This is a genomic window from Paenibacillus sp. FW507-14B1B (genome assembly GCF_058781425.1).
This window is the reverse complement of sequence record NZ_JBYSWS010000002.1, coordinates 446,082-470,811: the sequence shown is the minus strand read 5'-3', so window position 1 is coordinate 470,811 and position 24,730 is coordinate 446,082. Positions and strand designations below refer to the sequence as shown.

25 protein-coding genes are annotated in these 24,730 nt (G+C 42.2%); 18 read left to right on the top strand and 7 right to left on the bottom strand.

Annotated features, from left to right (window positions below; all coding sequences use genetic code 11):
- Positions 1 to 81: 81 nt before the first annotated feature.
- From AC3WJJ_RS10355 to AC3WJJ_RS10345, 3 genes are all read left to right on the top strand, one after another.
- Entirely contained in the window at positions 82 to 969 is an 888-nt protein-coding gene (locus tag AC3WJJ_RS10355) for a serine/threonine-protein kinase (protein WP_492540291.1), read from the top strand.
- Positions 970 to 1,040: 71 nt separating this feature from the next.
- Positions 1,041 to 1,505 carry an NUDIX hydrolase gene (locus AC3WJJ_RS10350; RefSeq protein WP_492540289.1) on the top strand — a complete coding sequence of 155 codons (465 nt, stop codon included), beginning with the start codon at positions 1,041 to 1,043 and terminating at the stop codon, positions 1,503 to 1,505.
- A 116-nt stretch (positions 1,506 to 1,621) separates the two neighbouring features.
- Positions 1,622 to 2,410, top strand: a complete 789-nt coding sequence (locus tag AC3WJJ_RS10345) for a PhzF family phenazine biosynthesis protein (protein ID WP_492540287.1) — start codon at positions 1,622 to 1,624, stop codon at positions 2,408 to 2,410.
- Positions 2,411 to 2,521: 111 nt separating this feature from the next.
- On the opposite strand, the gene AC3WJJ_RS10340 is transcribed toward AC3WJJ_RS10345, so the two are convergent.
- Positions 2,522 to 3,772, bottom strand: a complete 1,251-nt coding sequence (locus AC3WJJ_RS10340) for a methyl-accepting chemotaxis protein (protein WP_492540285.1) — start codon at positions 3,770 to 3,772, stop codon at positions 2,522 to 2,524.
- Positions 3,773 to 3,953: 181 nt separating this feature from the next.
- Entirely contained in the window at positions 3,954 to 4,676 is a 723-nt protein-coding gene (locus AC3WJJ_RS10335) for a class I SAM-dependent methyltransferase (protein WP_492540283.1), read from the bottom strand.
- A gap of 149 nt (positions 4,677 to 4,825) precedes the next feature.
- Between AC3WJJ_RS10335 and AC3WJJ_RS10330 the strand changes: the two genes are divergently transcribed.
- Positions 4,826 to 5,524, top strand: coding sequence for a nucleotidyltransferase domain-containing protein (locus AC3WJJ_RS10330; RefSeq protein WP_492540281.1), 699 nt, complete (start codon positions 4,826 to 4,828; stop codon positions 5,522 to 5,524).
- 100 nt (positions 5,525 to 5,624) lie between these two features.
- Complete coding sequence (locus AC3WJJ_RS10325) at positions 5,625 to 5,720, top strand: sporulation protein YjcZ (protein ID WP_422657424.1); 96 nt, start codon at positions 5,625 to 5,627, stop codon at positions 5,718 to 5,720.
- Between the two features lie 180 nt (positions 5,721 to 5,900).
- Here AC3WJJ_RS10325 and AC3WJJ_RS10320 read toward each other — a convergent pair whose 3' ends face one another.
- Positions 5,901 to 6,506 carry a nitroreductase family protein gene (locus AC3WJJ_RS10320; protein ID WP_492540279.1) on the bottom strand — a complete coding sequence of 202 codons (606 nt, stop codon included), beginning with the start codon at positions 6,504 to 6,506 and terminating at the stop codon, positions 5,901 to 5,903.
- A gap of 447 nt (positions 6,507 to 6,953) precedes the next feature.
- On the opposite strand from AC3WJJ_RS10320, the gene AC3WJJ_RS10315 reads away from it, so the two are divergent.
- The 5 genes from AC3WJJ_RS10315 to AC3WJJ_RS10295 all read left to right on the top strand — a co-directional run bounded on the left by AC3WJJ_RS10315 (position 6,954) and on the right by AC3WJJ_RS10295 (position 12,297).
- Complete coding sequence (locus tag AC3WJJ_RS10315) at positions 6,954 to 7,907, top strand: ABC transporter permease (protein ID WP_492540277.1); 954 nt, start codon at positions 6,954 to 6,956, stop codon at positions 7,905 to 7,907.
- Positions 7,897 to 8,841, top strand: a complete 945-nt coding sequence (locus AC3WJJ_RS10310; RefSeq protein ID WP_492540276.1) for an iron chelate uptake ABC transporter family permease subunit — start codon at positions 7,897 to 7,899, stop codon at positions 8,839 to 8,841. The genes AC3WJJ_RS10315 and AC3WJJ_RS10310 overlap by 11 nt, the downstream gene beginning before the upstream one ends.
- On the top strand, positions 8,838 to 9,596 hold the full coding sequence (locus tag AC3WJJ_RS10305; RefSeq protein WP_492540274.1) for an iron ABC transporter ATP-binding protein: 759 nt from the start codon (positions 8,838 to 8,840) through the stop codon (positions 9,594 to 9,596). Before AC3WJJ_RS10310 ends, AC3WJJ_RS10305 begins: the two co-directional genes overlap by 4 nt.
- 200 nt (positions 9,597 to 9,796) lie before the next feature.
- Positions 9,797 to 10,753, top strand: a complete 957-nt coding sequence (locus AC3WJJ_RS10300; protein ID WP_492540272.1) for a siderophore ABC transporter substrate-binding protein — start codon at positions 9,797 to 9,799, stop codon at positions 10,751 to 10,753.
- A gap of 116 nt (positions 10,754 to 10,869) precedes the next feature.
- Positions 10,870 to 12,297: an NAD-dependent succinate-semialdehyde dehydrogenase gene (locus AC3WJJ_RS10295; protein WP_492540270.1), complete on the top strand. Its 1,428-nt coding sequence runs from the start codon at positions 10,870 to 10,872 to the stop codon at positions 12,295 to 12,297.
- 94 nt (positions 12,298 to 12,391) lie between these two features.
- On the opposite strand, the gene AC3WJJ_RS10290 is transcribed toward AC3WJJ_RS10295, so the two are convergent.
- On the bottom strand, positions 12,392 to 13,231 hold the full coding sequence (locus AC3WJJ_RS10290) for a sugar phosphate isomerase/epimerase family protein (protein WP_492540269.1): 840 nt from the start codon (positions 13,229 to 13,231) through the stop codon (positions 12,392 to 12,394).
- Between the two features lie 252 nt (positions 13,232 to 13,483).
- Here AC3WJJ_RS10290 and AC3WJJ_RS10285 point away from each other — a divergent pair, with 252 nt between their 5' ends.
- From AC3WJJ_RS10285 to AC3WJJ_RS10270, 4 genes are all read left to right on the top strand, one after another.
- Positions 13,484 to 14,044 (top strand): glycerol-3-phosphate responsive antiterminator, encoded by a 561-nt coding sequence (locus AC3WJJ_RS10285; RefSeq protein ID WP_492540267.1) that lies wholly within the window; start codon positions 13,484 to 13,486, stop codon positions 14,042 to 14,044.
- 63 nt (positions 14,045 to 14,107) lie between these two features.
- Positions 14,108 to 15,598: a glycerol kinase GlpK gene (gene glpK / locus AC3WJJ_RS10280; protein ID WP_492541999.1), complete on the top strand. Its 1,491-nt coding sequence runs from the start codon at positions 14,108 to 14,110 to the stop codon at positions 15,596 to 15,598.
- 163 nt (positions 15,599 to 15,761) lie between these two features.
- The gene (locus AC3WJJ_RS10275) at positions 15,762 to 17,438 is read left to right on the top strand and encodes a glycerol-3-phosphate dehydrogenase/oxidase (protein ID WP_492540266.1); all 1,677 of its coding nucleotides are present in this window, start codon (positions 15,762 to 15,764) and stop codon (positions 17,436 to 17,438) included.
- 166 nt (positions 17,439 to 17,604) lie between these two features.
- Positions 17,605 to 18,594 carry an aldose 1-epimerase gene (locus AC3WJJ_RS10270; protein ID WP_492540264.1) on the top strand — a complete coding sequence of 330 codons (990 nt, stop codon included), beginning with the start codon at positions 17,605 to 17,607 and terminating at the stop codon, positions 18,592 to 18,594.
- 105 nt (positions 18,595 to 18,699) lie between these two features.
- Here the strand turns inward: AC3WJJ_RS10270 and AC3WJJ_RS10265 are convergent, their stop codons facing one another.
- The gene (locus tag AC3WJJ_RS10265; protein WP_492540263.1) at positions 18,700 to 19,464 is read right to left on the bottom strand and encodes a YwaF family protein; all 765 of its coding nucleotides are present in this window, start codon (positions 19,462 to 19,464) and stop codon (positions 18,700 to 18,702) included.
- Between the two features lie 106 nt (positions 19,465 to 19,570).
- Between AC3WJJ_RS10265 and AC3WJJ_RS10260 the strand changes: the two genes are divergently transcribed.
- The gene (locus tag AC3WJJ_RS10260) at positions 19,571 to 20,203 is read left to right on the top strand and encodes a YdcF family protein (protein ID WP_492540261.1); all 633 of its coding nucleotides are present in this window, start codon (positions 19,571 to 19,573) and stop codon (positions 20,201 to 20,203) included.
- A gap of 47 nt (positions 20,204 to 20,250) precedes the next feature.
- On the opposite strand, the gene AC3WJJ_RS10255 is transcribed toward AC3WJJ_RS10260, so the two are convergent.
- Both AC3WJJ_RS10255 and AC3WJJ_RS10250 read right to left on the bottom strand, forming a co-directional pair.
- Positions 20,251 to 20,595 carry a LytTR family DNA-binding domain-containing protein gene (locus tag AC3WJJ_RS10255; RefSeq protein WP_492540260.1) on the bottom strand — a complete coding sequence of 115 codons (345 nt, stop codon included), beginning with the start codon at positions 20,593 to 20,595 and terminating at the stop codon, positions 20,251 to 20,253.
- 142 nt (positions 20,596 to 20,737) lie between these two features.
- Positions 20,738 to 21,937: a peptidylprolyl isomerase gene (locus AC3WJJ_RS10250; protein ID WP_492540258.1), complete on the bottom strand. Its 1,200-nt coding sequence runs from the start codon at positions 21,935 to 21,937 to the stop codon at positions 20,738 to 20,740.
- 370 nt (positions 21,938 to 22,307) lie between these two features.
- Between AC3WJJ_RS10250 and selD the strand changes: the two genes are divergently transcribed.
- The 3 genes from selD to AC3WJJ_RS10235 are packed head-to-tail and all read left to right on the top strand — an operon-like array spanning position 22,308 to position 24,645.
- Entirely contained in the window at positions 22,308 to 23,357 is a 1,050-nt protein-coding gene (selD, locus tag AC3WJJ_RS10245) for a selenide, water dikinase SelD (protein ID WP_492540256.1), read from the top strand.
- Positions 23,358 to 23,397: 40 nt separating this feature from the next.
- Positions 23,398 to 24,432, top strand: a complete 1,035-nt coding sequence (mnmH, locus tag AC3WJJ_RS10240; protein ID WP_492540254.1) for a tRNA 2-selenouridine(34) synthase MnmH — start codon at positions 23,398 to 23,400, stop codon at positions 24,430 to 24,432.
- A gap of 18 nt (positions 24,433 to 24,450) precedes the next feature.
- The gene (locus tag AC3WJJ_RS10235) at positions 24,451 to 24,645 is read left to right on the top strand and encodes a hypothetical protein (protein ID WP_492540252.1); all 195 of its coding nucleotides are present in this window, start codon (positions 24,451 to 24,453) and stop codon (positions 24,643 to 24,645) included.
- Positions 24,646 to 24,730 lie beyond the last annotated feature (85 nt).

Sequence of the window (24,730 nt, the reverse complement as noted above, 5' to 3'; positions counted from 1 at the left end):
AATATGATTGCAAATCAAGTGATGTAAAGACCGTTTTCCTGGCGAGAGCGGTCTATTTTTTTGCCTAAAGGGGTGTATAGGATGAGTGATTCTTATGTAGAGATACATTTGGGGGAGGTGTCTTTTCCTCTGCAGGAGTTTCATGATTTTAGCTGGATTGAGAATCAGGGGCGTATCTTTCAAGTGTTTGCCCAACAGGACTCAGGTAATATCAGCTTTGGTATAGAAACTCAAGATCAAGGGAGAAAGTTTATTAAGTATGCAGGTGCAAAGACTACGGAATATAGAGGAGAAACGGATGATGCCGTGACTCGGCTAAAAGAAGCAGTTCTCTTGTATGGTGATCTCAGCCATCCCTCTTTGATCAAACTTCTGAACCATTATCCTGCTGGAAACGGATATGCAGCAGAATTCGAATGGTTTGATGGTGAGAACCTTCATCCTCATGAGACCTATCCTCCCCCGGCGAAATACATTCATCCTAATTCCCCGTACTTCCGGTTTAAACAGTTAACGGTAGCTCAAAGACTACAAGCACTGAATGAAATATTCGATTTCCATGTTCAGGTTGAACAGTGTGGCTATGTGGCCGTAGACTTTTATGACGGTAGCATCTTGTACGATTTCAATCAACACCATGTACGTGTATGCGATATAGATCTATATCAACGAAAGCCATTTTATAATACGATGGGTAGACTTTGGGGCTCGTCACGGTTTATGTCACCGGAAGAGTTTGAGTTAGGCGCGCCTATTGACAGCATAACTAATGTGTTTAATATGGGTGCCATTGCTTTTAGTCTGCTTGGTGGTGAACGAGATCGTTCATTGGAGAGATGGGATGCGGGGACTGAATTACATAAGATTGCGTTGAAAGCAGTCAGTCCAGATCGAGTGAATCGCTTTACAAGTGTAGCTGAGTTTGTTGCTCGTTGGACAGATGGTTGTTCAGAAGTGATGGAACCATAAGCTTATTGCTGTCTGCTGGAATATAAGGATCTACAAATGTTAGACTAGGGAAGACTTTCAGATAAAAGGTTGTGAGTATACTGGAGAAATATACACATCTTGGAGTTTACGGTGTTCTAATTCATGAGGATCGAATTCTATTAATTCGTAAAGCAAGGGGACCTTATCTAGGGAAATGGGATTTACCTGGCGGAGCCATTGAATTTGGGGAAGAGCCTGAGCAAACGTTAAAGCGCGAATTTTTGGAAGAGACCGGATTGTCTGGGATACAAGGGACTATGAAGACCGCTGTTTCATGTACCATTGTTTATGAATACACCGAAGGCGAACTGGAGGAAATGCACCATATTGGCCTGATTTATGAAGTGAATATAGACGATGTGAGAGCTCCAATTAAGAGAGAGGGAGATCAGCAAGATTCACTTGGGGCGGAGTGGATACCACTCGAAAAGTTAAAATTCATTCCTTTGACACCTTTTGTAGAGATGGTTACAGAGCAGTTTTTACATGAAGAGCAAGAGGAATATCAAGATTAACTCGGCTTACTGGGTATAAACTAGATTCAATGTAGAAGAATCGTTTAATAAGTAGATATCCATGTTGAATTTTGCTAAGCACCATTTGATCAATGGTGAGAGAAGAGGATGAGCCTATGAAAATATACATTGTGGACGCATTTGCAGCCGTGCCCTATCAAGGTAATCCTGCGGCCGTTTGTATTCTAGAGGATGCAAAGACCGAAGAATGGATGCAAAAAGTTGCAAACGAAATGAATCTATCAGAAACGGCTTTTTTAATAAAGCAGGATAACTCTTATCAATTGAGATGGTTTACCCCGAAGGCAGAGGTAGATCTATGTGGTCATGCTACATTAGCTAGCGCACATATTTTGTGGGAACAGCATTACTGTAATGAGCCAAACTTACAATTCACGACTAAAAGTGGACTGTTGACCGTGTCACAAGATCGTGATTGGATTCAGATGAACTTCCCTATAGAAGCTGAGAAACCATGCATTCCACCAAAGCATCTTATTGACGGTCTTGGATCAAATTATAAGTATGTAGGGAAAAATCGATTGGATTACATCGTTGAACTAGAGCATGAAGAAGATGTAAGAAACCTAGATCCCGACTTCTCGGCTTGGAAAATGCTTGATGCTAGAGGTGTTATCGTAACGAGTAAGTGTGATCGTGAAGGTGTTGATTTTGTGTCTAGATGTTTCTATCCGGCTCTAGGAGTCAATGAAGATCCAGTCACGGGTTCTGCACATTGCTGTCTCGGCACCTTCTGGCAGCAGAGATTGAGTAAAGATGAATTGATTGCAGAGCAGATTTCAGCACGGGGAGGAATCCTTAAGTTGAAGTTGAATCCGGAGAGAGTCATCATTGAGGGTCAGGCTGTGACGACTTTAATTGGAGAGTTACCATCAGAACATTAATGTACATTTAATTATTTCCGAGGAAATGGATGAAAGAATGATATCTGAGAAGTCAGAGTATAAAACAGATCACCCTAAATTTAGAGTGATCTGTTTATTTTTAATATTAACTTAAAACTTAAATATATTAATTGTCTTTTGCAGCTGAAATACAGCATCTGTCATGGCATCAGCTTCATCAGCTACTTTTTGGATCGAATTAATTCCTTCATTCATGGATGCGGACACCTGCTCTGTTCCCGCCGCAGATTCCTGAGTAATGGCAGATATATTCTGTATGGCAGTGGATATATTTTGTGCGCTTTCCAGCATGGCGTCACTTTCCTCGGAGAAAGCAGAAATTTGCTCTGTTATGTATTGGACGCTGTTAACGATCTGCAGAAAAATTTGTTCTGCTTCCTGAATCATTTCGGTTTGTTGACGTACTACCTCTTCATTGATCTTTATATTCTGGCCTGCAAGTTTAACATCATGCTCAATGCTACGTACTAAGCTGAATACTTCACGAGTAGATGAAGTCGATTCTTCGGCAAGTTTACGTACTTCTTGGGCGACAACTGCAAATCCAGCACCATGTTCTCCAGCTCTTGCGGCTTCAATAGAAGCATTTAGGGAGAGGAGATTCGTCTGCTCAGCCAGTTCTGAAATCGTTTCGGTGATTTTGGATATCCCCTTCGCATTCTTGGCGAGTGCTTCAATTGAATCTGCAACTTTTCCAGTGGCTTCAATGTTTCTTTGCATCCCGGCAGACTGGTTTGCAACAGATACTCGACCCTGTTCCACTAAACCGAGGGTTTCCTGGGAACGCTGGTTCATTACTTTAGTCGAATCGGTATAGTTGCTGACTTTTAGTTCAATTTCGCGAATGGAGCCTGTCATTTCCGACACCCCTTCAGAGATTTCATTGGCCCCCAAAGCGAGTTCATTGGATGATAATGAAACCTGGTTCATTACCTGAATGAGATCATGGTTCTTATTTGTTATATCTCGGCTGGAATTCATAACTTGTCGTGTGATCTCTGATGTTTCTTGCAAGATTTTACGAAGCCTATCCACCATACTGTTAAAAGTGCGGCTTAGATCGGTCATGCCTCCGACCTCTTCGACTTTAAAAGTGAAGTCTCCTTTAGCAATCTTAGATGAAACATTGGATATATCCGCAAAAGAGTGTGTAAGCGCATTCTGAACAACGCGTGAAAGAGGGTATGTAAGAATTGCGAGTAAGGAGACGAGCAAGATTCCAATCAAGCTTTTCCCAAGTATTATTAGGGTGAGCAACATTGGAACAGCAAACAGCAGAGCAACCATGTAACATGCGGCAGTTATTTTACTGGAGATCGGCAGTCTATTAAACCACGACATTTGATTGACTTCCTCCCTTTGATATAGGATATTTTTACCATCATTATAACATCGCTCGACAAAAGTAGATATAAAGAATTATGTTCATTGTCGAAAGTGGTTCAAATGATCTATGAACATGAGGGATTCAGAAAGAGTGCAGGTAATAGAGCACCTTGCACCCTCTGAATGATTAACCTACTTACTTTATAGCTTTAAATAATGCAGATGCTAAGAAATCAGCGTTGTTCAGTATCATTTTGTCATGCTGAAATAGCGTTTCCCATAAGTTCATATCAAGTAAAGCACCTTCATCTCGGCGTTCAAGTGTATCTACGTGACGGGTTTGCTCTTGCTTCATTTGATCTGTGAAATGATTATATTCCAGTGATTCCTCATGTGAGAACCCACTCTCTATAAGACGTGTATGCCATTCTTCACGGTCCATTAGGCGAGGGATCCCAAAAAAATTCTCCAGCTCCTTCTTACGATCGGATGGCATTGGTTTGTCTAATAATAATTCACGGTCGTAGAGCGTACCTCCCTTAGCTAATACTCTGCAATATTCAGATAAAGATTCTGAAGCATTTGTGAACACAGTGACTGATTCCGCGATGACAAGATCAAATTGTTCATCTTCAAATGGTAACGCACAAACGTCCGCTTTTAGGAAGTTGATGTTGAGCCCCATAGCTTCAGCTCTTACTTGGGCTTTCTTAAGCATGTTCTCATGTAAATCAATGGCCGTTACGTTATATCCTTTTTCCGTCAAATAGCAGGCGGTTCTTCCCGTACCACAACCGACCTCCAAGATACGACTGTTCGGAGCAATCGGCTCGTTTCGAAATAATCGCAGTGTTGCTTCGAATCCACCAGGATGGGCACTACCCATTCCTAATTTAGACAGCATATTGATGTAATTCATGTATTTAGGTCCCCCAATTCTTCCCTTATTCGGTGTAAACAGTCTTCGTTATTTAGCATATGTTTCAGGTACGTTTGGGGTTTTGCTGAATTTAATAATTTGAGCCCGTTTTTTCGAAGTAAAGAAGATCACTTTTGGAGGAACCTTGTGTGAGAACTGAGCCAAGTGTAGCAGCACGACAACTGATCCTACGGGATTATTCGGCTTGTTTACTGGCCGTATTAGGTGGTAGTGCAAGTAGAGGAGAACATAACGAGCATTCAGACCTTGATATTCTGGTTGTAGATGACAGCATCGAAGGTTTGACTCGGAAAACTGTGGGGGCTTATGGTTGGGTCGTTGAATTGTTTTTCTTAAACCCATTAGATTATCGGGAACAATTTGATGTGGGCGTAATCGCTAGTAATCCGACTTTGCAGAGAATTATTGTAGACGGAATAGTTATATGTACCAGCACCGTGGGAGATAAGATTCGTGAAGAAGCGAAGAGTGATCTGGAAGGGGGGCCGCTGCCGCTTACTTCTTATGATATTGATGTTAACCGTTATGTCATAACTGAATTTATGATGGACTTAAAAGGATCGGATATGGTGGTCGAGCAGTGGTTTATTGCTCAGAAGATGACTATTTTGTTATGTGAGTTTGTACTAAGAGCAAACCGCCAGTGGATTGGGGAGGGGAAGACGTTATTTCGCTTACTGTTAATGCATGACTCTCGGGTAGCTGCTGATTTGGAAAAGTCGTTGCGGTTATTGTATGTTCATAATAACAAGTCATCTTTACTTGAGCTAACTGAGAAGTTATTAAAGCCGTTTGGAGGACCGTATCTGATCGGACATGAGGAGTAAATGTCATATAGGGATAAATGCCGTTACACAAAATGGTTCCCCGCAATACATTAGTATTGTGATCAGATCACACGATATTAAAACTCAGGAGGGATTCTCAATGAGCGAAGTATATGGTGGCGGATGGGGTAACACAGTAGGTATTGTTTTGGTTCTTTATATCCTGCTCGTAATTATTCTTGCTGTTTGGGTGTAGTCTAGCTTAATAAACCATAAATAATTACAAAAGCCCAGCCTATTTATAGGCTGGGCTTTTACATTGCTGAATAAATATTATATAGAAGAAATTAATTAATCCTTTAAATATATAAGGCAAACATAAAAGAAGTCCCTACAGTCTTATAAGGCTGTTGGGACTTCTTTTCTAATTATAAGTTTATTTGAAAACTTTCACGCGATCTTCGAGAGGTTGGAATTCTTTCTCACCTGGTTCAGCCGTTGGCTTACCGAAAGGCATTTGAGCCAGCAGTTTCCAGCTCTCAGGAAGGTTCCACTCATGTCTAACTTTTTCGTCAATCAGTGGGTTATAGTGCTGCAAGGAAGCGCCAAGTCCTTCTGCCTCAAGCGCCGTCCAGACAACAAACTGAAGCATACCGGATGATTGAAGAGACCAGATCGGGAAGTTATCCGCATATAAAGCGAAATTTTCTTGTAAGTTTGCTATCACACTGCTGTCTTCGAAGAACAGAACTGTACCGTACCCTGCACGGAACCCAGCCATTTTCTGTGCTGTAGAAGAGAACTTCTCATCACTTCCACCAACAACTTCTCGAAGTACTTCTTCTGTGATGTTCCATAGCTTATCATGTTGTTCTCCAAGAAGAACTAAGACGCGAGCGCTCTGGGAATTAAAAGAGGATGGAGTATGTTTTACAGCATCGTTAACGATTTCTTGAATACGATCATCGGAAATAACAGGATCTTTACTGATCGCGTAATAGGATCGGCGATTCTTAAGAGCTGTGTTGAAATCTGTTGACATGGTATTAAACCTCCTGAAATTGTTTTTGCATGCACACTGATATAAGGTTGTCCGAATATCTTGGATTATGCATTGATGCTTTCAAAGATCGATTTCATGCTTATTTTATTAACTCACTAATAGTTAGTGATGATTAATATGTTAGTATCTTATTATATTACAGAATGTCTTGTCAAGGTAAATTAATAATTTTCTCAAATTATTAAACAGGCATGATGATTGGATGATGATTTAATGAAAGAAACCAAATTATATGAACATTTAGTGAACAAGTATACATATTATGAAAAATTTAAATGAGTTTGATTCTCAATTATACTTGATGGGTTGAGAATGGGATGATATAATTCATTACAGATCGCGATTGATAATCAATCTCATTGAGAATGAAATCGACATCTAACCGGAACTTACCGGTAACTGCATACCTGCATAGAAGGAAGAGCCATGAAGAAAAGATACTTGATCGCAGCAGTCGTGGTATTATCCTTCATCTCCTTATTTATTGGGGTTAAGGATATTTCTCCACTTGATCTGTTCAGTATGACCGAGCAACAACAGCATATTTTTGTAGTCAGTCGTGTACCAAGACTTATCAGTTTAATTCTAGCTGGAGTCAGTATGAGTATCTGCGGTTTGATTATGCAGCAACTTAGCCGGAATAAATTCGTATCACCGACAACCGCGGGAACGATGGATTCGGCTAGACTTGGGATTTTAGTGTCCATGCTGGTGTTCTCAACTACTGGGCCGTTGATCAAGATGTTAGTTGCATTTCTCTTTGCTTTTGCTGGTACGCTTGTCTTTATGAAGATCCTCGACAAAATCAAATTCAAAGACGCGGTGTTTATTCCGCTGGTTGGTTTGATGTTCGGGAATATCATCAGCTCCATCGCTACATTTTTTGCTTATAAGTATGATCTTATTCAGAACATGTCTGCTTGGTTGCAAGGTGACTTCTCGATGATTATCAAAGGACAATATGAACTGATGTACATAAGTGTTCCGCTGGTCATCCTAGCCTACCTATTCGCTAATAAATTTACGGTGGCAGGTATGGGTGAAGAGTTTGCAACAAATCTAGGCCTCAAGTACCGGAGAGTCGTAAACATTGGTTTGATCATTGTAGCACTTGTAACTGCTTCAGTTGTTCTAACTGTAGGTATGATACCTTTTCTAGGGTTAATCATTCCGAACATAGTGAGTCTTTACTTAGGAGATCATTTGAAGAAAAGCCTTTCGCATACCGCACTGCTGGGGGCCGGGTTTGTTCTCTTTTGTGACATTATCGGCCGGATTATCATCTATCCCTACGAAATTCCGATCAGCTTAACCGTGGGCGTAATCGGAAGCGGTATATTCATTTACTTACTGATGAGGAGAAAGGCCTATGACTTATAAAGCCAAGACCGGCATATTGGCCGCAGTGGCGCTGATCTTAATTGCCCTCTTCCTATTTATAGATCTTGGTGGTAGTTGGGATTACGCATTTCCAAGAAGAATTAAAAAGGTGTTGGCAATCGCATTAACAGGCGGAGCAATTGCCCTGTCGACCACGGTTTTTCAAACGATTACCAACAACCGGATATTGACACCTAGCGTCATGGGATTAGATTCCTTATACGTTTTAATACAAACATTCGTTATCTTTGCCTTTGGTTCTTTTAAAATGTATGAGCTCGGCAACCTTAACTTTTTAATTAATGTCGGCGGAATGATTCTCTTCTCTGGGATCTTATACAAGATTTTGTTCCGAAGGGAAGGAAACAGTATATTCTTTCTGCTGCTGGTCGGCATGATTTTCGGTTCATTATTCTCCAGCATGTCTTCCTTTATGGAAGTGCTGATTGATCCGAATGAGTTTCAATTTGTATCTGATAAAATGTTTGCTAGTTTCAACAATGTAAAAACTGACTTGTTACTTATTTCATTCATTGTTGTCGGTGTGACATTGATCTATTTCGCCAGATTCTTCAAATATCTAAATGTTCTGGCGCTGGGGCGCGAGCAGGCAATCAATTTAGGTGTGAATTATGATTTTGTGGTGAAGAGACTACTTATTGTTGTGGCTATTCTTATCTCAGTGGCTACAGCACTTGTCGGTCCAATTACATTTCTCGGACTTCTTGTCGTGAACGTATCCTATGAATTCTTAAAAACATATCGACATTCTTACCTAATTGCTGGCTCCGTTCTAATCAGTATTATTGCTCTAGTCGGAGGTCAGCTGATCGTTGAACGAGTGTTTACATTCTCAACTACGCTCAGTGTCATCATTAACTTTGTCGGCGGCGTGTACTTCATCTATCTGTTATTAAAGGAGAGTAAATCATGATCCAGGTTACTAACGTATCTAAAGCTTACAACGGCAAAAAAGTCGTGGATAATGTATCAGTTTCGATACCAAAAGGTAAGATTACGTCCTTTATTGGCCCAAATGGAGCTGGTAAAAGCAGCCTCTTGTCCATGGTCAGCAGACTCGTAACGAAAGACAGTGGACAGATCATGATTGAAGGTAAAGAAGTCGGTGAGTGGAAGAGCAGCGACCTGGCTAAGAAAATTTCAATCCTGAAGCAGTCTAATCATATCAGTCTTCGTCTTACCGTGAGAGAACTTGTATCCTTCGGACGTTTTCCTTACTCTCAAGGTAGATTGACAGCTGAAGACAAGAAATATGTTGATGAAGCGATCCGTTACATGGAGCTTGAAGAAATGCAGGACAAATACCTACATCAACTAAGTGGTGGACAGACACAGCGTGCATATATTGCCATGGTTATCGCCCAGAATACAGAATACATTCTACTCGATGAACCACTGAATAATTTGGATATGAAACACTCTGTTCAGATCATGAAGATTCTAAGAAAGCTTGTCGAAGACCTGAATAAAACGATTGTCATCGTCATTCATGACATTAACTTTGCATCTTGCTACTCCGACTATATTGTAGCGCTTAAAGACGGTAAGATTGAGAATGAAGGCAAGACAGATAAGATTATTCAGAGCAATGTACTTCGAAGCATTTATGATATGGATATCGAGATTGAAGAAATTAATGATAATAAGATTTGTGTTTACTACGCTTAATCTTCGTGCACATAAAGTGGGATAAGAGATTCAAAAAAGATGGATCAGAATGCTTATCCCGAATATTCTTCAAGGGGGTCTGCTTCATAAGCGGAAGGGCTTCCTATGACATAATAATGTAAATATATTACATTATTTATAAAAATATACAGAGGTTATGATTGCAATACAATATAAAAATAATAATTAGGGGTGGAGTTATGAAAAAGGTATTGATGTTGCTTATGGTTACGGTATTTACACTGGCTCTTGCAGCTTGCGGATCAGACGAGAAGAAGGATGCAGCGTCAGGTAATGGTGGGGAAGCTGCTGGGGACAAAATAACGATTAAGCACCAACTAGATACAACAACAATTTCGAAAAACCCTAAAAAAATCGTTGTGTTTGATTTTGGTGTTCTTGACTCCTTAGATAAATTAGGCGTTGAAGTTACAGGTGTTCCTCAAGCCAATATTCCTCCGTATCTTTCTAAATTTGAAGATGCTAAGTACGAGAATGTAGGTAGCTTGAAAGAACCTGATTTCGAAAAGATTAATAAAATCAAGCCAGATCTCATCATTATCTCTGGTAGACAAAGTGATGCTTATAAAGAGCTTTCTGAAATTGCACCAACGATCTTCATGGGTGTAGACACTTCTAAATATATGGATTCCTTCAAAGAGAACATGAATACGCTTGGACAGATTTTCGGTAAAGAAGATCAAGTGAAATCGGAACTGGAATCAATCGATAAAGAGATTGCTACTCTCAATGAAAAGGTTAAGGCAACAGGTAAGAACGCATTGATCATTCTCGCCAACGAAGGTAAGATCAGCGCTTATGGTCCAGGATCCCGCTTTGGTATACTGCATGATGTGTTCGGCTTTACAGCAGTAGATCCTGGCATCGAAGTGAGCACACATGGTAAAGATATCTCCAGTGAGTATATTGTAGAGAAGAACCCGGATTACTTGTTCGTGGTTGACCGCGGAGCTGTTGTGGCAACAGGTCAAAATTCAGGTGCAAATGACGTTGTAGAGAACGAGCTCGTAAAAACAACGAATGCATATAAAGATGGTAACATCGTTTATCTGGATCCTAACTACTGGTACCTTTCTGGTGGTGGACTAACTTCTGTAAAAGAAATGGTTAAAGAAGTAAGTGCAGGCGTAAAATAATTTATTAAGCACAAACACCGGTTCCTACTTAGTGGGTCCGGTGTTTTGTTTATTTGAAAGTCGGTTACTATTAGAGGACAATATTATATACTGACAGTTAAATGGAGGTTTATCATATGTATCCTAATCAAATTTATATAGGCGGAGAGTGGATAAGCACATCTGAACAGGTTGAAGTTATTAATCCAGCGACCGGAGAAGTTATTGGAACCGTGAGTAAGGGAGGCTCGGCAGAAGCAGCGCGAGCCGTTGATGCTGCACATGAAGCATTTACATCATGGTCAAAGTTAACAGCTGAGAACCGAGGACAATACCTTCGGCGCTGGTACGAGTTGATTGAGGAGAATACAGATGAGTTAGCCAGAATAATGACGCTTGAGCAAGGTAAACCGTTAAAAGAAGCAGCTGGGGAAATAAAATATGCCAATGCTTTTATCGAGTGGTATGCAGAAGAAGGAAAAAGAATATACGGTGAGACGATCCCATCATCCTCTCCGAATAAACGTATTCTTGTGACAAAGCAACCCGTTGGTGTAGTGGCTGCCATAACGCCATGGAATTTTCCTGCTTCTATGATTACACGTAAGGTTGCACCAGCACTTGCAGCAGGCTGTACCATCGTCATCAAACCTTCTTCCGAGACACCATTCACTGCGCTTAAACTAGTGGAGTTAGCTGAGAAAGCAGGCTTGCCTGAAGGTGTAATTAATATTGTTATGGGCAACTCAAGTGAAATTGCTGATGTGTGGCAACAAGACAATCGCGTAAGAAAGCTATCATTCACGGGTTCAACGGCTGTAGGAAAGAAGCTTATGGCAGGAGCAGCTGTTAATGTGAAGAAAATATCTCTTGAACTTGGTGGTCATGCCCCGTTCATCGTGACTGCACATGCTGATCTGGACAAGGCCGCTGAAGGAGTCATTTTATCAAAATTTAGAAATGCTGGTCAAACCTGTGTATGTACCAATCGAATATATGTAGAGGAATCTGTCGCAATCTCATTTTCGGAGAAAGTGGCTGCATTGACTAAGAAGCTTCGAGTAGGTAACGGGATGGATGAGGGGGTTGATGTAGGCCCTCTTATTCATAGGGAAGCAGCCGAGAAAGTGCGACAGCATATTCAAGATGCGAAGGATAAAGGCGGCATCCTATTGACTGGAGAAGAAGAGCATTTAAATGATAAGCAAGGGCATTATGTACAGCCTACAGTTATCATGCATGCGACGGATGACATGTTATGTATGACGGAAGAGACCTTTGGTCCATTAGCTCCTATTGCGGTCTTCAATTCAGTTGAAGAAGCTGTGAAGCGGGCGAATAATAGTCCTTATGGACTTGCTGCCTATGTCTTCACCGAACGATTGAATGAAGCGGTACGAATAGCTGAAGCTCTAGAATATGGCATTGTAGGTATTAACGATCCTCTTCCTTCGACGGCTCAAGCTCCTTTTGGAGGTTTCAAAGAGAGTGGTCTCGGCAGAGAAGGTGGACATTTTGGGATTGAAGAGTTTCTTGAAACAAAGTATATCTCTCTTGGTCTATAACGAATGGAATTGTAGTCTTACGTTGAAACATGTGTGTCTCATATCAAAGAAGCCGCTCAGGATTAATCCTGAGCGGCTTTTCTAAAGTTACCTATCAATTAGCCGAAATAGATGACCTACCTATAATGATATCAAGTTGATGAGATGTGTCATAGACCATTTGAAAAGGGTTAGCGGCATAGGGGCTTAGTTCTGCTGTTAGTGTATCCGTGTACCCGATCTCTTGTAAAGCTTGGTGAACTTCAACCCAATTTACGTTTCCAGAAAGTAGGGGGACGAACCCTGCTCCATTGCCAACTTGGGTATTAAAATCTTTAACATGTATCTTTCGGATCCGTGATCCAAGAATTCGAATCCACTGCTCAGGGAAGCCATACAATAAAATGTTCCCAACATCGAAATAGACACCAGCCATCTTCGAGTCCATCTCGTCGATGTAACGATTCATTTCAAGTGGTGAGAGTAGAAACTTGTTCCATACGTTCTCGATCCCGATGTACACGCCATGCTGCTGTGCCAGAGGGAGAAGTTTCTTGATTTCTTCTTGGCTCCGCGTGTAGCATTCGTCATAGGAATTGTCAGCATTTACTGCACCAGGGACAACTAGAATCGTATCCATTCCGAGTAGGGAAGCCAGTTCAATCTGCTTCTTCACAACTGCTGCACCTAAGGCTCTCACATCCGGGTCTGCTGAGGATAGAGGTGTTCGCCATAACAAACTGGTGGATAGGCTTCGAAGCTTGATTCCATGGCGTGAAGCTAGTGCCAAAATAGCCTGTGCTTCTCTAGCTGTACTCTCCATGGTTAACCCGATACCCCCAGCTGGATTAAGGTTAAGTTCCACTGCATCATAACCAGCCATCTCAGCATGATGGAAGATGTCTTCAACCGAAGTTCCTTCTGGGAATCCCCACTGATTTATTCCTTTCAGCATAATATTTGTCCCCCTTGTACCGATTATGAGATCGTCCCAAATCATCATCATTTCTACAAGCCAAGGTGCATACAAGTATCTTGTACAAATATATACATGTGGTTACCCTTTAATTCCGTTCATAGTAATTCCTTTGATGAAATAAAGTTTTAGGAATAAGAACCATGATTAAATAAGATAGAGGTTTATATTGTTTGATAACCGAATTAATGTAATATTTAGACGCAAGACATAGCAGAGGAGTGAAGCCACTTGAGCTTTCACGGTCAAAAAATACTTCCAGCTGCGAAACAGATGAAGCAGTTAGACAAGATACTAGAGAGTACGTACCAGTATGGTGTGCTGCTCGATACACATGTGGCACGTCTAGGGCATATGTACCGGTTGATACGTGAAACCGAGAAACGAATGTTTCTTCATGCAGATTTAGTACAAGGACTGAAGAATGATGAATACGCCGCAGAGTACTTATGTCAGGAGATCCGTCCAGATGGACTGATTTCAACCCGTTCCAGTGTCATTTTGAAGGCGAAACAGAAAGGGATCGTTGCTATTCAGAGAGTGTTCTTACTAGATACACTTGCACTTGAGAAGAATTATGCCCTCCTTGAAAAAACGCAGCCTGACTATATTGAAGTGCTTCCCGGTGCGATGCCACATATGATTGAAGAAGTGCAAAAGCGTACAGGTATTCCAATCTTTGCAGGGGGACTCATTCGGACGCCATCTCAAGTGGAAGAAGCGATTGCAGCAGGTGCCACAGCGGTTACCACCTCCAGTAAAGAATTGTTTAAGCATTATTTGTCTCGATGATTTGACATGATTTCTATGAGAACGTAATCTTTTATGTAACGATTTGGAGAGGGTGGGATGGAATTGGAACGATACATATTAGCTCTGGATCAAGGTACGACAAGCTCGAGGGCGATATTATTTAATCAAGAGGGTCATATCGTATATTCGGCTCAAAAAGAGTTCCCGCAATATTTCCCCAAACCTGGTTGGGTAGAACAAAATGCAAACGAAATATGGGGCTCAATTCTCGCAGTTATTGCTACTTGTTTGTCTGAATCCGGGGTTAAGACGGACCAAATTGCCGGTATCGGGATTACGAATCAACGAGAGACGACGGTGGTGTGGGACCGCAAGACAGGCGTTCCGGTTTATAATGCAATTGTTTGGCAATCTCGTCAGACCCTAGCAATATGTGAACAGATGATTGCCGAGGGGCATGATCAGAAAGTCCGTGACAAAACAGGCTTACTCGTGGATCCCTATTTCTCCGGAACGAAAATCAAGTGGATTCTGGATCATGTGGAAGGCGTACGGGATCGAGCTGAGCGTGGAGATTTGTTATTCGGCACGATAGACACATGGCTTATATGGAAGCTTTCTGGAGGAAAGGCGCATGTGACTGATTATTCCAATGCTTCACGTACGATGCTATTTAATATTCATGAATTAACATGGGATGAAGAATTACTAGAGATCTTGGGCATTCCCGCTCACATGCTTCCTGAGGTAAGACCATCCTCTGAGGTTTATGCAGTTACCGCACCTTATCATTTCTTCGGACGTGAAGTACCGATTGCGGGTGCTGCAGGGGACCAACAAGCTGCGCTGTTCGGGCAGACTTGCTTCAAAGAGGGCATGGTGAAGACTACCTATGGAACGGGTAGTTTCATGCTCATGAACACGGGTGATCAGCCTGTAAAGTCCGAGCATGGCTTGATCACAACAATTGCTTGGGGTTTGAATGGAAAAGTGCAGTATGCACTTGAAGGAAGTGTGTTTGTAGCGGGATCAGCCATACAGTGGCTCCGAGATGGATTGAGGATGTTCCGTGAGGCTAAAGATAGTGAGCCCTATGCGCGCAGGGTCGAATCAGCGGAGGGTGTGTACGTCGTTCCTGCTTTTGTTGGGCTTGGCAGTCCTTATTGGAACAGCGACGTACGGGGAGCTGTATTCGGTTTAACAAGGGGAACGACGAAGGAGCATTTCATACGCGCAACGTTGGAATCACTTGCGTATCAGACGCGGGATGTACTAGCTGTTATGGAAGAGGATTCAGGGTGTAAGATCATGGCGCTTCGTGTGGATGGGGGAGCCGTTTCGAACTCATTCATGATGGAGTTCCAAAGTGATATCCTTAATGTACCTGTGGAACGTCCCGTCATCAGTGAAACGACTGCCTTAGGGGCCGCTTATTTAGCAGGTCTCGCTGTTGGGTACTGGAAGGACCAAGATGAAATCTGCCGCAAATGGAGTGTAGAGCGGAGGTTCGAGCCAAGCATGGATGAAGAAATCCGGGAGCAACTATACAAGGGCTGGAAAAAGGCAGTTTTTGCAGCGATGGCTTTTCATTAAAATTTTATATGCTATAATAATCCATAAGTTAATATTCGTCAGGAGATCTGGAGAGACCACATATCGCGGTACACCTCGTAATAAGGTGCTAACTGCGTGATTCGTGGTCTCTTTTTTGGTTTGTTTCTTTATAAGAATGGTGATTCGGGGAGGGCATAACAAGATGATTCAGAAACAATCCTGTTCAAGCTTGGAGCGGATTCAGAAATTTGAAGAGATGAATGGTCAAAGCTATGATCTGATCGTCATAGGCGGTGGAATTACAGGTGCGGGTATTGCATTAGATGCTGTGACGAGAGGTATGCGTATTTTATTAGTTGAAATGCAGGATTTTGCTGCTGGAACTAGCAGTCGATCTACGAAACTTGTACATGGAGGACTCCGATATTTGAAGCAATTTGAAGTGAGTATGGTTGCTGAGGTTGGTAAAGAGCGTGCTGTTGTTTATGAGAACGGCCCTCATGTAACAACTCCGGAGTGGATGCTCTTACCGATTTATCAAGGTGGGGGGTTCGGTAAACTAAGTACTTCGGTCGGACTAAAAGTGTACGATTTCTTGGCTGGGGTAAAACGCGGTGAGCGGCGCTCCATGCTATCCTCTGCGCAGACGTTGCAGAAAGAACCCCTATTAAAGAAGGAGGGGTTAAAGGGCAGCGGGTACTATGTGGAATATCGTACAGATGATGCCCGTCTCACGTTAGAGGTAATGAAGGAGGCCGCAGCGCAAGGAGCGGAGCTGATCAATTATGCGAGAGCAGAGTCTTTAAACTATGATCCAAGTGGTCGAATTATTGGAATTACCGTGAAGGATCTAATTCGTGGTAATGTATATACGGCTTACGGGAATAAAGTCGTGAATGCTACAGGCCCATGGGTTGATCATGTCCGGGAGATGGATCAGTCCAAGAAGGGGAAAATGCTTCAGTTAACCAAAGGTGTACATCTGGTTATAGATCAGTCGAAGTTTCCACTCAGGCAAGCTGTATATTTTGATACATCCGATGGGCGAATGGTATTTGCCATTCCTCGAAGCGGGAAGACGTATGTTGGTACAACGGATACTGTCTACAAGAAGGATCCCGCGGATCCAGTTATAACGGTGCAGGATCGCGACTATATTTTGCAGGCAATTCACGATATGTTTCCTGATGTACAGCTGAGCGAATCCGATGTGGAGTCAGCATGGGCAGGTGTTAGGCCGCTTATATTGGAGGAGGGGAAAAATCCTTCCGAGATTTCACGAAAAGATGAAATATGGGAATCTCCTTCGGGGCTTATTACGATTGCAGGCGGGAAGTTGACGGGATACCGAAAAATGGCTGCTACGGTTGTTGATCTCGTTGCGAAGCGAATAAGTGCGAATGGTGGCGAGTCTTTTGGCGTTTGCCAGACGAAGAATCACCCCATCTCCGGAGGTCATGTAGGTGGCTCTGCAAGTTTTCCTGCGTATATCCGAGAACAGACCGAGCAAGGCGTAAGTCTTGGTCTTGATGTAGCATTTTCTGAAAACTGGGTACGTACGTATGGCTCTAATGTGGAGAAGCTGTTTCAGCTCGCTCTTGATGTAGGTGAAGAAGGCAAAAGTTATAAGCTTCCACTAGAGGTGTTTATACCACTCGTTTATGCAGTACAATTCGAAATGGCTCTAAAGCCAACGGACTTTTTTATTCGTCGCACGGGTTCATTGCTCTTTAATATCGGCTGGACCCTAAAATGGAAGGAATCCGTCATTCAATACATGGCTGATACGTTCAATTGGACGAATGAGCAGCAGGAGGTTTATGCTTTCGAGCTTGAGCGAGAGATCATGAAAGCAACCAGCCCGGCAAGATCAGAGTAAGATAAGGTTCTAACGAATCATTTTGACCTGATAAAGCAAGTGAGCACATCTTCGGTTAGCCTCGTTTGCTATGTTTAACGATGGCTGACCTAGGGTGTGAGATATAGAATCCTATCCCTTCTGTATGGTAATCTAGAGTAGTCATATTGAGAGGAGAGATCAACCGATGAATCACAAGGCATACGAAGGATCTTATCAAGGAGAAAAAGCCATTTGGCTGCAATTTGGTCCATATGAAGCAGTTGTTTTACCTGAAATCGGAGGCAACTTGATTGCATTTCGAGATTTAGAAAGCGGTTACCGTTTCTTGCGTGAGCCGGCTGAATCTGAGATGGATCAATTCAAACAAAACCCTGGTGTGCATGGCATTCCCGTATTATTTCCACCGAACCGATATGAAGATGGTAAATTCCCATGGAATGGACAAACCTATCAATTTCCGGTGAATGAAGTAGCAACGGGTAATCACCTTCACGGTTTTTTACATACCATTCCTTGGACGGTGGATGAATTTGGAACAACAGCCACTGAAAGCTATGTATCCGTAAGTGTAAGCATTGATCATAACCACCCGGTGTTTGCTATGTTACCTCATTCGTTTACCTTCCGGCTTCGATATGCACTCAGTGCAGCGGGCTTGTCTCAACATGTATTTATTCGTAATAACGGGGATCAAGACATGCCTTGTCTACTTGCATTCCATACTGCAATTAATGCACCATTTGCGGAAGGTAGTACACCTGAGGATTGTAGGTTAAAATTGACAATCGGTCAGCGCTGGGAAATGAGTGACCGTATGCTGCCAACAGGCAAGCATCAGGAATTAACGGCGGAAGAGGAAGAGATGCGCACGGAAGGTATTAGTCCGTATTTTGATTCGTTAGATAATCACTATACGGCTGTGCCGCAGAACGGTAGAAACCGTATGGAGCTTACCGATACAAGACTTGGTAAGACATTGGTATACGATGTAGGTACATCTTATAAGCAGTGGATGATTTGGAACAATAACGCTTGTGAGCAATTTTTCTGTCCAGAGCCACAGATCAATCTGGTTAATGCACCGAATGTAGATTTACCCGCAGAAGAAATCGGGTTATTCGGTCTTGCCCCAGGAGAGATCTGGGAAGAGACAGCAAGAATTTATTTGAAGTAATTTAATATATTCCATTAAAAAGAGCGTATGGACTCCTGTGAGGTTAAGAGGGGTCTATACGCTTTTTTCAGCTTTGTATAGTTGTAATTTGCCTATCCGAAATGGTTAGTAGGATTGCTCTTTAGCCGTGTAGCGCTTAGAAAGGCGATTTTTTCTAATCCGTTCTGGTATAACAAAGAATAGCGTGTACATCACAGTGAAGAACACAAGCGCGAACAGTTCTTCAACCAGAAGATAGACGGGGTGCGGTCCCAATACATCGAGTAGAGAAGGAGTGGAGGGCTTTCTCATCAAATACATGTAGTTAGAACCGAGAGTGAAATTAATGAGACCGACCACCAGTGCAGCGACGTTCAAGAATATCATAGTCCAGCCAATGGATCTCCATTGAGGGCGATAGTTGCGGACCCAAGTCATATAAAGAGGGGCAAGAATGATGGCAAGATGGACAGTAAAGAAGTGGAAGAAGCGAAAATGCGGAAATGGATAGTCAAGACTTGGAGTAAGAACAGCTTGCAGTGCACCACCAATACCGGCAAAATAAACGAGTGGGTATATTTTTCGGCTGCCTGTTAGGAGCATAATGGCCGAAAGAAACATGGTCAAGCTGCATAACTCCAGTGGGATAGACGAGGTCTGGTCCCATATTCCGCTAGTGAAGTACCATAGTTGAAGACAAACTTCAGGAAGTAACAAAGCAGCAACTAAGATCCATTTGATTATAGACTGAACGATAGGTCTGGAAGAGATCATGTTACGGCAAAAGAATAATGTCATAATCATGACAAAGAGTAACCCGATAACAAGCACATGTTCTATGGAGAAAGCTTTGAAATCATGTGGATAATTCGGATCAAATAATGCGCTCATGAAATCCCCCTTCTTACAGTAGTAGTAACGCTTCTTATGATATGTATATTACCATGAATTAGCTTTCTATGATGATGCTTAAATGTAAGAAAGGAGGCTACCTCATATGATGAAGTCATACAATCCAAGACAGATGAAGAGGAAGTGCAAGTTGGTCCGGTTGTTTCTTGCTCTACTCGCAATCATCGTAATGATTGTAGGCTATACGGCTTATTCGATATGGACTTTTGGTCAAAAATCAGAGTTCATTCATGCCGATGCTGCAATTGTATTAGGTGCGGCGACTGCTGGTGAGGAACCATCACCCGTGTTGAAAGGAAGAATTGATCATGCTGTGAGACTGTATAAAGGCGGATACGTTGACCAAATCATTTTTACAGGAGGAAGTGGAGAGCAAGAGGCGGTCAGTGAAGCGGAGTCCTCGCAAAAGTATGCATTAAAACAGGGTGTAGCAGCCGAAGACATCATCATTGAGGTAACGTCTACGATTACAGAGGAGAATTTGCAAAATGCCAAGATCGCGGCAGCTGAGGTTGGTGTGTCGTCGTTCCTGCTAGTCAGTGACCCGCTACATATGAAGCGGGCTATGTTACTGGCGCGAGATTTAGATATGAATGTGCATTCGTCACCTACCACAACGAGCGCATATCGAAGCATGCGTACGAAGCTGCCATTTCTTGCTCGTGAGGTGTTCTTTTACATAGGATACAGATTGGTATCACCATTCAGATCATTATAAAATAATAAAACCGCCTATATTGGGAATAAGGCGGTTTTATGGCGTGGTTAAGTAACAGGTTGTTTGTGCCCCATCATTAACCGTTTGAGCGGTTCTTGCTTTCTTCGAGGAATTCGAAGGATTTTTGAAGACGGCGCCTTCTCACCAAAAAAAACAACTCCCTGTTCAACATCTGTAGCTTTGTTAACATTAACATAACAGTTGCCACCAACATTAAAGAATTGTTTTCTGGATAAAAGTGAGGTGATTTGTTCGGCATTCATTCTTTTCTTTATATTATAATTCCTGCCGTGAAAACTGACCAAACCGTGGGTTCCGGTTTTAAAGAACAGAATGTCCGTCTCAACCACGAAGTCCTCATACACATTTCTGGATTCTGGTTCGCACTTCATCATTCTGACTCCCCCTCGTTTAATTATCATTTTGTGATAACGCTTTCATTTTATCATGTTTTTGCATTTCATAAAAGAACTTTTTGGAATTTACAACAAAAGTCCCTTATACCTCTGCGGTATAAGGGACTTAAAGTTAATATTACTTCGCTGGTTCTTCAGTCTTAATGTCTTCTTTCTCATTATCTTTTGTTGTTACAAGTGTGTTCGTGATTTTTGCTTTATCTTTCAACTCTTGCAGATATGCAGGTGTAAGTTCATTCAATTTCGTGGACTCTAACTGCTTCGTAATTTCTTCTTTCTTATCCTCAAGTGTTGGGTTGGTTGCTGCTTTCTTATCCGTTACCTTGATGATATGGTATCCAAAAGAGCTTTTTACAGGTTCTTTGGAATAAGTACCTTTTTCAAGTTTCCAGGCTGCTTCTTCAAATGCAGGGTCCATTTGACCTTTACTAAAGAAGTCCAAGTCTCCGCCAGTATCCTTCGTTGCATCTTCGTTCTTCTCTTTAGCAATTGCAGCGAAGTCGGCACCTTCATCTAACTGCTTGATAATGGCTTGAGCTTCTTCCTTAGTCTTTACAAGAATGTGGGAAGCACGAACTTGTTCAGGAGTTGCAAAGCTGTCTTTGTACTGCTCGTAGGTGCTTTTAATTTCTTCATCAGTGATTTTAATTTTATCTTTCAACAGTTGAGTCAATTCGAGTTGTAATTTAGTCTGTTCTTTCAAAGTTTCAAGTGTCATACCGCTTGAAGTAAGAGCGGAGTTGAATGCTTCTTCAGATGGGAACATTTTCTTAACGGATTCAACTTCTTCGTTGATTTGGGCATCCGTAATTACAATGGACTTCTTGTCCAACTCTTGCTGAACGAGTTCTTTTGTAAGTAGTGAATCAAGCGTCTGTTCACCGCCAGCTTCAACCAGTGCATCATACAGCTTGTCTTTCGTAATATCTACGTTGTTCACCGTTGCGATTGCTTTATCGCCATCGTTTTTGCCGAATGGGTTAACGATCAAGACAACGATCAGGGCTGCAGCTAGAACGATGGATGCGATCATCCAGCCCTTACCACCATTGCCGCTAGTGGATGTAGCAGGCGGTTGATTATTATCATGATTGTTGGATGAGACCACGCCTGCAACCTGTGATTCCGATGATTGTACCGAGGTATCATCCAATGGATTAAGGTCATCGTTTCTGTCTGAATTCGTTGCTTCTGTTACCATATCATTCTCTTCAGGTGTAACAGGTTCCGGTGTTGTATTTGGATTCTGTTCCTGAGATTGCCCGAAATCATCCTCCGGACGTTCGTTATTTGTTGGCTGTACATCATTTTCTTTCATTAAATTAATGACTCCCTTCAACTGCTTCTAATAATGAGTTGTTATTATCTTTTATCACTTTACCAGATAAAGCACGAGCTTACCTTAAGAAATGATAAAAAATCTGAAAAAGAATCTCCAAGATTTAGATTACTTGGGAATTTCGTGTGAAAGCGTTCGTGTGAAGAATGGATGAATAGACTTAAAGCTGGTATTTTCATATAATAAAGGTATTGAGCATTTTGCAAAATAAATGAACTAAAAACGACTGTTTATTGATTAGCCCTTGGAGGTGTCACCATGCTGCTTTTCCAGCATGGTGGTATTTCAGGGGTTGTTATATGTTCAAGCTAAGTGTAGATATAGAACAGATAAGAAGGGATGATCCATCATGAAACAACCTGAGAAAATTAAACTAACCTCTTTTTCTTCCAAAGGAGGATGCGGCTGTAAAATCGGTCCTGCTGATCTGGCACAAGTGATTCGTACACTTCCACCTGCTGATCCGAATCCGAACCTTCTCGTTGGCTTGGATACAAGTGATGATGCTGGTGTATATCGCCTGACGGACGAACTAGCAATGGTGCAGACGGTTGACTTTTTTACTCCGATCGTTGATGATCCATATTCTTTTGGTCAGGTTGCAGCAGCGAACGCCATCAGCGATATTTATGCGATGGGCGGGAAACCATTAACTGCGCTTAACATTGTTGCCTTTCCAATCACCACACTGGACAAGCAGGTCCTCTCGGATATTTTACGTGGTGCAGGAGATAAATTGAAAGAGGCAGGAGTTACTCTTGTTGGCGGACACTCTATTGATGATAAGGAACCTAAATTCGGTCTTGCTGTAACAGGCATTGTTCATCCGGATAAGATTCGAACCAATGCAGGGGCTAAGCCTGGAGATGCGCTTATCTTAACAAAGCCAATCGGTGTAGGCATTCTGACCAGCTCTATCAAGAAGGATCTCCTTAGTGAAGAGGAAATCTCTCGTGTAACATCAGTGATGGCTGGTTTGAACAAGACCGCTGCTGAAGTTATGGATCGTTACGATGTACATGCATGTACAGATGTGACGGGTTTTGGCCTTATGGGGCACACGCTTGAGATGGCGAAGGGAAGCGGTACTGGCATTGTCATCGTTAAAGACGATGTTCCGGTGCTTCCACGTGTCCGTGAAATGGCGGAGGCAGGAGTTATCCCGGGGGGTTCTAAGAATAATCATGCACATGTGAGTGGTTCTGTTCAGTTTCCTGAAGCAATGGATGACATCGATCGCTTAATTTTGTGTGATGCGGTTACCTCAGGGGGCTTACTTATTGCGCTTGATCAAGAGGAAGCTTTAAAGCTGCTTCAAGAATTACAAGAAGCTGGCGTAGAAGCGGGGATGATTGGACGCGTGACAGATCAGCATCCAGGAACGATTGTCGTAGAATAGCAGCTAGTGTGGTCCGGTATGGATAAAAGGAGCGTACGATATGTTTCAAGACATCAGTGTGGAAGAACTTTTAAAACTTCAGAAGGACAAGCAATTTAATCTAATTGATGTAAGATCTCCTTCAGAATTTAAGGAGTCAACAATACCTGGCAGCTATAACATTCCAGTGTTTAACGATGAGGAAAGAGCAGAGATCGGAACCCTGTATAAACAGGTAAGTGTTGACGCAGCTAAGGAGCGTGGACTAGAGATCATGTCCGCTAAGCTGCCTGCTTTTGTGAAAGAATTCAAGCAGTTAGAGGGTAACAAAGTGGTATTCTGCTGGAGAGGTGGGATGCGGAGCAGGACTGCAGCAACTGTGCTTTCCTTGATGGATGTTCATGTATACCGAATTCATGGGGGAATAAAGGCATACCGAAAGCTGGTTGTGGATACGCTTAATCAAACCCGTTTAAATGCGGAAGCCTTGGTACTGCACGGCTTTACTGGAACGGGTAAAACTGCGATTCTCCAGCAGCTTCAGAAAGAAGGCTATCCTGTGCTTGATCTGGAAGGATTATCGGGTCACCGCGGATCCATCTTTGGTCATATCGGTCTTAACTCGCATAATCAGAAGACCTTTGATTCACTCTTGTTTGAACAGTTACGAGAAATTGGTGAAGCTCCCTATGTTCTGTTTGAAGCGGAGAGCAAGCGGATCGGTAAAGTTGTGCTTCCGGACTTCCTGATTGAGAAGAAAGAAGAAGGGTTGGCTATTGTTATCGATATGCCGATAGAAGAGCGTGTTACACAGATTATGAATGATTATCGTCCAGCCGAATATAAGGATGAATACATTCAAGCCTTTAATCGAATTAAAGATCGAATTCATACACCGATTGCCGCAGAGATAGGCCGCCATCTTTCGGAAGACCGCTTTCCGGAAGCTATTCATCTGCTGCTGACACATTACTATGATCCGAAATACGATCATTCTTCCCGTCATTACGACGAGAGTAAGCAGCTTGTAGTTCATGTCCGAAGCACCATTGAAGGAGTGCAAGCGGTGAAGGAGCTAGTGAATCAGCGGTTCTAATACAGAAGGGGGATGGGCGTGATTATTTATATCATCGTCATTTCTTTAGTGTTAATCGGAGGTATATCAACGGTAATGTTAGGCTTGTCTCAAGAGAACAAGAAGTCGAACCCGAAATATGAACGAAGATCAAAAGCGAATATTGTTCGTTTGATCATGATCTATGGGGTTTCTCTGATCGCTTTCATCACCATATGGGTAATGAACAACTGATTTACATGAATAGTCATTTGCATTAATAAAGAGAGTCCTGTCTGCGTACAGGACTCTCTTTATTTTATGCTGAGTATATGAATAG